Source organism: Propionicimonas sp. (genome assembly GCF_047606205.1).
GTDB lineage: Bacteria > Actinomycetota > Actinomycetes > Propionibacteriales > Propionibacteriaceae > Propionicimonas.
On sequence record NZ_JASGES010000130.1, the window covers coordinates 1 to 6,512 of the forward strand.

Sequence of the window (6,512 nt, forward strand, 5' to 3'; positions counted from 1 at the left end):
AGCTGCACCCCGGCCGGCGGCTGTTCCCGTCCGGCAAGCCATGCCCGCACCGAGGCGGCCACGTGGCGGCCGTCCAGCGCGGCACGGTCGGCGGTGTCGACCGGGTGCAGGAGGTTCCCGGCCGCGAAGACGCCCGACAACCCGGTCCGCAGCGCCGTGTCCACCCGGGGCGCCAGCGACCGCGGCTGGAGCTCGAGGCCGAGCTGCACCGCCAGTTCGTTGTCCGGGATCCAGTCGGCGGTGAACACCACGCAGTCGCAGGCCACCACCCTGGTCCTGCCCGTCGCATGGTCGAGGACCTCCACGCCCTCCACCCTGCCCTTGCCGATCACCCGCTCGACCGTGGTCGCCGCGGCGACGGGGACGCCGAACGCGATCCGGCCGGCAAGGCTGACGGCGGCGTAGGTGTCGGGAGCCGGACGGGGAGAGGCCATCAGCACCGTCCGTGCACCGGCGTGACGCAGGGTCAGCACCGCCGACCAGGACACCAGTTCCGAACCCACCACCACCGCGCGGGTGCCGACCCTGTGCCCGAACACGTGGACGTGGTTCTGCAGCTCTCCCGTGGTGTAGACCCCTGCCGGACGGTCGCCGGGGATCCGGCGCGCGGCGCGCGGACGCTCCCTGGCACCGGTGGCCAGCACCAGGGCATCGGCCTGGATCCTCTGCAGTCCCAGGGGCGAGGTGACCTCCAGCGAGCGGCCCGACCACCCGGTCACCATCGCGGAGGTCAGCAGGTGAGCACCCGCCTCCGCGGCGGTCTCGGTGAGCCGCCGTGCGTAGCCGGGCCCGGTGACGACCCGGTGCAGGTCCCGGATGCCGTAGCCCCAGTGATTGCTGTGCCGCGGTATGCCGCCGGTCTCGGCCTCACGCTCGATGACGAGCACCTCTTCGGTGCGGGCCAGCTGTGCGGCCGCCGTCAGTCCCGCCGGGCCGCCGCCGACGATCGCCACCCGCACCGTGCGTTCCTGGCCCATGTCAGTTGCCTCCCTTCGAGGCTGGTCCGTCCGGGACGCGCGCACCCAGGAGCTCGTCCACCCTGGCCCCGCAGAAGAACCCCTGGCAGCGGCCGTTGGTGGCCCGGGTGCGACGGGCGAGGCCGCCCCGGTCACCCGGCGGGATCGGCGAGGCGAGCGCGTCCCTGATCTCGCCCCGGGTGACCCGCTCGCAGAAGCACACCATCTCCCCGTAGGCGGGGTCGGCGGCGATCCGCACGGCATCGGCGTACGGTCGCGTCCCCACCTCGCCGATCCAGGGCATCAGGGGCGGCGGCGGCACCTCGCGCGGGACGAGCTCGAGGCCGGCGTCGGCCAGCAGGCCGGCCGCGTGCGCGGCCAGAGCCATCGAGGAGGTCAGCCCGGTGGAGCGGATCCCTCCCAGGCACAGGTAGCGCTGCCCCGGATCGATCTCGACGACGTAGTCGGAGTGCTCGGTGGCTGCCCGCAGGCCCGCGTAGGTGGCCGTCACCTCCGCCTCGAGCAGTTCGGGCAGGATCGTCCGCCCCTTGGCCAGCAGCTGGGCGAACCCCGCTGCCGAGGTGGAGGTGTCGGTGCGGTCGGTGAGGTCCTCGGCGGTCGGGCCGAGCATCACGTTGCCATAGATGGTCGGCGAGATCAGCACGCCCTTCCCCTTGGCCGAAGGCACGGGCAGCAGGATCTCGGCGACCAGCGGACGGGTCAGCTTGTCGAACACGAACAGCTCGCCGCGACGCGGAGTGACCGTGAACCGGTCGAAACCGAAAGCCTGGTCCAGGTGGTCGCTGCCCAGGCCGGCGGCATTCACGACCCATCGGGTGCGGATCGGCCCGGCCCCGGTGTCGAGGACGGTCAGGTCCGCGTCCACCCGGACGCCGGTGACCCTCCGACCGAGCAGCAGGTCGGCCCCTCTGGCTTTCGCCTCGGTCGCGTACGCCAGGGTCGTGGTCCAGGGGCAGATGATCGACTCACCCGGCACCACGAGGCCGCCCAGGGCCCCGGGGCCGAGCCGCGGCTCGCGCTCGTAGACCTGCTCCGCCGTGATCTGGAACGTCTCGTGGTACCCGTTGACCTCCGCCTTCTGGCGGAGGCCGGGGAGGGCCTCCAGCTGTTCGGCGGTCCACGCCACCAGAAGGGCGCCGGTGCGTTCGACCGGGATCCCCGCCAGCTGCGCGTACTCCCCCAGCAGCAGGTACCCCTCGTGGACGAGCCGGGACTCCAGGCTCCCGGGCTTGGCGTCGAAACCGGTGTGCAGGATCGCCGTGTTCGCCTTGGACGTGACGTCACCGACGTCGTCGCGGGCGTCGACCAGGGCCACCCGGAGCCGGTGACCGGACAGCTCGCGGGCCACAGCCGAGCCGACCACCCCGGCACCGACCACGGTCACGTCGTAGGGTTCGGCGTCGGTAGCGGACGTCGATGTGCTCTGCATCACTCCTCCTCCATGGTCTGCTCCGCGAGCCGCCGCCACCGGGCCAGGAAGGCTCCGGCTCGGCCGGCGTCCCAGATCGGGGCGTAGCTGGCGCTGATCCCGCCGCCGCTGATCGCCTCGGCGACCCCGAGGTGGGGGTCGAGGGCGAGGCTGCCCATCGCCGCGGCCCCCAGAGCGGTGGCGTGCGGGGAGGAGTAGACCTCGATCGGCACCTGGCACAGGTCTGCCGTGGCCTGCATCAACGCCGTGCTGCGGGTGAGCCCGCCGTCCACCCGCAGCAGCTCGAGCGGCTCGCCGGTGTCCCTCTCGACGACCGCGACCAGTTCCGCGATCTGCGCCGCCACGCCCTGCAGCACCGCGGCGACGAGGTTTCCCCTGGTGCTCGCCAGACCGATGCCGGCGAAGGCCGCCCGCGCGTCGCCACGCCACCAGGGTGCAGCGAGCCCGGCCAGGGCGGGGACGCAGAGGACGTCCCCGGCACCGTCCGCGGCCAGCGGGTCGAGGTCGGTCGGCGCCGAGATGAGACCGACGTCGGTGAGCCAGCGCACGGCGGACGCCACCGTGAAGACCTGCCCGTCCAGGCAGTAGGCGGACGCGTCCCGCAGCGTCCACGCGACCGAGGTGGTGAGCCCGTTCGCCGAACGTGGCGCGGTGGCGCCGGTGTTCACCAGCAGGAAGGCGCCGGTGCCGAAGGTGCACTTGGCCTGGCCGGCCTCCAGGCAGCCCTGGGCGAAGAGCGCGGCCTGCTGGTCCACGACCTGGCCGCCGACAGCCAACTCCGCGCCGAAAGCCGTGGTGGTCCCGAGCGGCTCGTCACACGCCACCACCCGAGGCAGCGGCTCCTCGGCGAGACCGAACAGGTCCAGCAGTTCCGCGTCCCAGGCCCGGGCGTCCAGATCCAGGACCAGCGACCGCGAAGCCGTGGTGACGTCGGTGACGAACTCGCCGGTGAGCTGGTGCAGCAGCCAGGAGTCCGACGTGGTCACCACGCCGTCGGTGGTCACGGTGCGGCGCAGCCAGGCCAGCTTGGGCGCGGAGAAGTAGGCCTCCAGCGCCAGGCCGGACCGGTGCTCGATCAGTTCCCTCGACCCCTCCAGCTCCGCGCAGACCGGCGCGGCGCGTCCGTCCTGCCAGACGATCGCCGGGCTGAGCGGACGCCCGGTGTCCGGGTCCCAGGCCAGCACGGTCTCGCCCTGGTTGGCCAGGCTGACGATGTCGATCGGGCGCCCGGCGGCCGCCATCGCCTGGCGTGCCGCGGATCGCACGGAGTCGAGCAGCTCCCGCGGGTCCTGCTCCACCCCGCCGTCGGCGAGATAGGCCGGGTGCACCGGCACCTCGGCGAGGCCGACGATCCCATCGCTGGGATCGACGACGATCGCCTTGGTGCCGGACGTGCCCTGGTCGATGGCCAGAACGGTCATAGCGCGTCCACGTCCTGGCCGACCTCGCTGACCAGCTTGTCACGCCGGGTCGCCCACAGGACGGCGAACACCACTCCGCCGACCAGGAGAGTGCCGAGCGCGTAGTACTGAGCGATCCGGAAGTCCTCGGGGAAGATCAGGATCGAGAGTTCCACGAGCAGCCAGATGCAGGCCCCGATCACGACCGGCCACTCCCACTTCCCGAGCGAGAAGTCGTCGGGATGATGGGTGAACTTGTGGCGCTTGGCCAGGTAGAGCACGATCGTGGCCGCGTAGAGGATGGCCGGCATCAGGGTGCCCGCACCGAGGAAGCCGGCCAGGGCGTCGCTGTTCGCGTAGAAGCCGAGCGTGATCACGATCGCTGCGGCAGCGGCGAGGACGGTGGCCCAGATCGGCCCGCCGGTCGCCCGGGGAACCTTCGTGAACGTTTCGGCGAACGGGATCCGCCCGTCTCGGGCCATCGCGTAGATCAGCCGGCTGTTCGAGGTCATGATCACGAGTCCACAGGCGAAGATCGCGACGCAGACCACGACCAGCATGACCACCTCGACGGTGTGCCCGACCGTGCGTCCGATGATGTCGGCGACGGGGGACGTGCTCGCAGAGATCGCCTCGATGTCGCCTCCGATGCCCGCCGAGATCGCCATCAGGAACAGGGTGCCGACGATTCCCGAGACGAGGACGGAGCGCACCATCGCCCTCGGGATGACCTGCTTGGGGTTCTTGGTCTCCTCGGTCAGGTTGGCCGAGGACTCCCACCCGACGAGGGTGTAGGCGCCCAGCAGGAAGGCCATCATGAACGGCCCCAACCACCCGAAGTAGCCCTCGCGCGACACCACGCCGGTGGAGGTCCAGTTGCCGATGTCGCCGTTGCCGCCGACCATGATCGCGCCGGTGATCAGGACGGTGAGGCCGATCATGGCGATCAGCTCGGCGCCGACGGCCGCGTTGTTGATCCTCGTGAGGATGGGAGTGGACCAGATGATCAAGGATGCCTGCAGCACCATCACGACGGCCGTGGTGACCGCACCGCTGAGCGGGTTGTACTCCCACCCCAGCAGGGGGAACAGCGCGACCTGGGAGAACGCGTAGTCGACCGAGATGGTGACCGAGAGCAGGAAGGCGAACGAGATCCAGCCGTACCACCAGCCCACCACGGGGTTCGCCAGGCGGCTGGCCCACTGGTAGGAGAAGCCGGACAGCGGGATCCGGCTGGCCAGCATGCCGTAGACGAGGGCGACGAGGACCGTCCCGATCGTGGCGATCGGCCAGGTCCAGATGCCGGCCGGGCCGGAGGAGTTCAGCACGACCCCGAAGGTGGAGAACAGGCCGGTGGTGATCGAGATGAAGGAGAAGGCCACAGCGAACGACTCGAAGTGGCCCAGGGTGCGCGTGAACTGCTGCTTGTAGCCCGCGTTCGCGACGTGGGCATCGGCATCCTCGGCGGATGAATGTTGCGGTTGTGTGACAGGATCGGACATGGAGACTCCTTGAGACCTTTGCAGAGGAACGGGGAGGGCTTCCTGTCGGGTGGCGTTCACAGCGCCGCCCGACAGTGCTTACTGCTGGGGGCGGACCGGCATCGACCGGTCAGGGACAGACGATGGCGCCCCCCTTCCCTCGGATCTCGCGCTCCAGGTCGCCGCCGGGGTTGCGGTCGGTGATGAGCCCCAGCTCCGAGCCGAACCCGGCGACGAAGTGGGGGGCCACGACGCCGAACTTCGAGGAGTCGGCGAGGACGAACCCCCGCCTGGCGTTGCGGAGCATCTCGCGGCGGGTGGAGACCTCGTCGAAGTAGAAGTCGGTGAGGCCCTGGTCGGCCGCGACGCCGCCGGAACTGACCAGGGCGATGTCGGCGTGCAGGCCGGCGAAGAAGTCGACCGCGAGCGCGCTCGACAGAGCGAGGTCGCCCGCGCGGACGCGGCCGCCGCACACGAGCACTTCGATGTCCCGATACGCGGCCAGCTCGCCCGCCACCAGCAACGATGTGGTGGCGACCACCCCGCGGAAACGCGGGGCCATCGCCCGGGCCACCGCCATGGCGGTGGTGCCGAGGTCGAGGACGACGGTCTGGCCGTCCTGCAGGAGGTCGGCCGCCAGCCGTCCGATGAGTTCCTTCTCGGCGCTGTTCAGGAGTTGGCGCTCCTCCACGCGCGGTTCGCCGATGGCCCCGGACGCGGTCGCGGCCCCTCCGCGCACCCGGCGCAGTTCCCCACGCTCGTCCAGGGCGCGGATGTCGCGGCGGATGGTCTCGGGCGAGACGTTGAGGGAGGTCGCGAGTTCCTCGGTGCTGGCGACCTGCCGGCTCGCCACCACACTCAGGATCCGGGCATGCCGTTCAGTCGCGAGCATGCCCGTTTTTGCCTGTAACTGTTGGCTTCTGACCGAACATGCCCTGATCCTAGGGTGGGCTGCCCAGAAGGTACAGAGCTATTTGTTACAGGTTCGTGAGACTTCGCTCCGGGCGCAGGCCGGCCCGGCAGCCCGAAGGTTCAGGCCGCCCTGCGCGTGCCGGAGCGGCGACGGCCCTGCCGCGCCGAGAAGTCGGCGACGCCGTGCGGTGCCTGGGCCCGGGCCCGGCCCGACCGTGCGGAGCCCTGCGTCGTACGCGAACTCGGAGCAGCTCCCTGGCGGCCCGGACGCGCCTTCGCCACTCGGGGCGCGGACGCGCCGCCCTTTCGGGAC

Annotated in this window: 6 protein-coding genes; all 6 read right to left on the reverse strand. The window is 71.3% G+C overall.

Annotated elements, in window-relative coordinates; genetic code table 11:
* Positions 1–977: NAD(P)/FAD-dependent oxidoreductase (locus tag QM633_RS08340; protein WP_415153284.1), on the reverse strand; the 977-nt coding region annotated here is incomplete at its 3' end.
* 1 nt (position 978) lies between these two features.
* A complete protein-coding gene (locus tag QM633_RS08345) occupies positions 979–2,406 on the reverse strand; it encodes an NAD(P)/FAD-dependent oxidoreductase (RefSeq protein WP_415153285.1) in 1,428 nt (475 codons plus the stop codon).
* Positions 2,406–3,827 (reverse strand): FGGY family carbohydrate kinase, encoded by a 1,422-nt coding sequence (locus tag QM633_RS08350; RefSeq protein WP_415153286.1) that lies wholly within the window; start codon positions 3,825–3,827, stop codon positions 2,406–2,408. Before QM633_RS08350 ends, QM633_RS08345 begins: the two co-directional genes overlap by 1 nt.
* Complete coding sequence (locus tag QM633_RS08355; protein ID WP_415153287.1) at positions 3,824–5,308, reverse strand: amino acid permease; 1,485 nt, start codon at positions 5,306–5,308, stop codon at positions 3,824–3,826. Before QM633_RS08355 ends, QM633_RS08350 begins: the two co-directional genes overlap by 4 nt.
* 109 nt (positions 5,309–5,417) lie before the next feature.
* A complete protein-coding gene (locus tag QM633_RS08360) occupies positions 5,418–6,179 on the reverse strand; it encodes a DeoR/GlpR family DNA-binding transcription regulator (protein ID WP_415153288.1) in 762 nt (253 codons plus the stop codon).
* A gap of 140 nt (positions 6,180–6,319) precedes the next feature.
* Positions 6,320–6,512, reverse strand: a 193-nt coding sequence (locus QM633_RS08365; RefSeq protein WP_415153289.1) for a hypothetical protein, incomplete at its 5' end; no start/stop codon positions are given.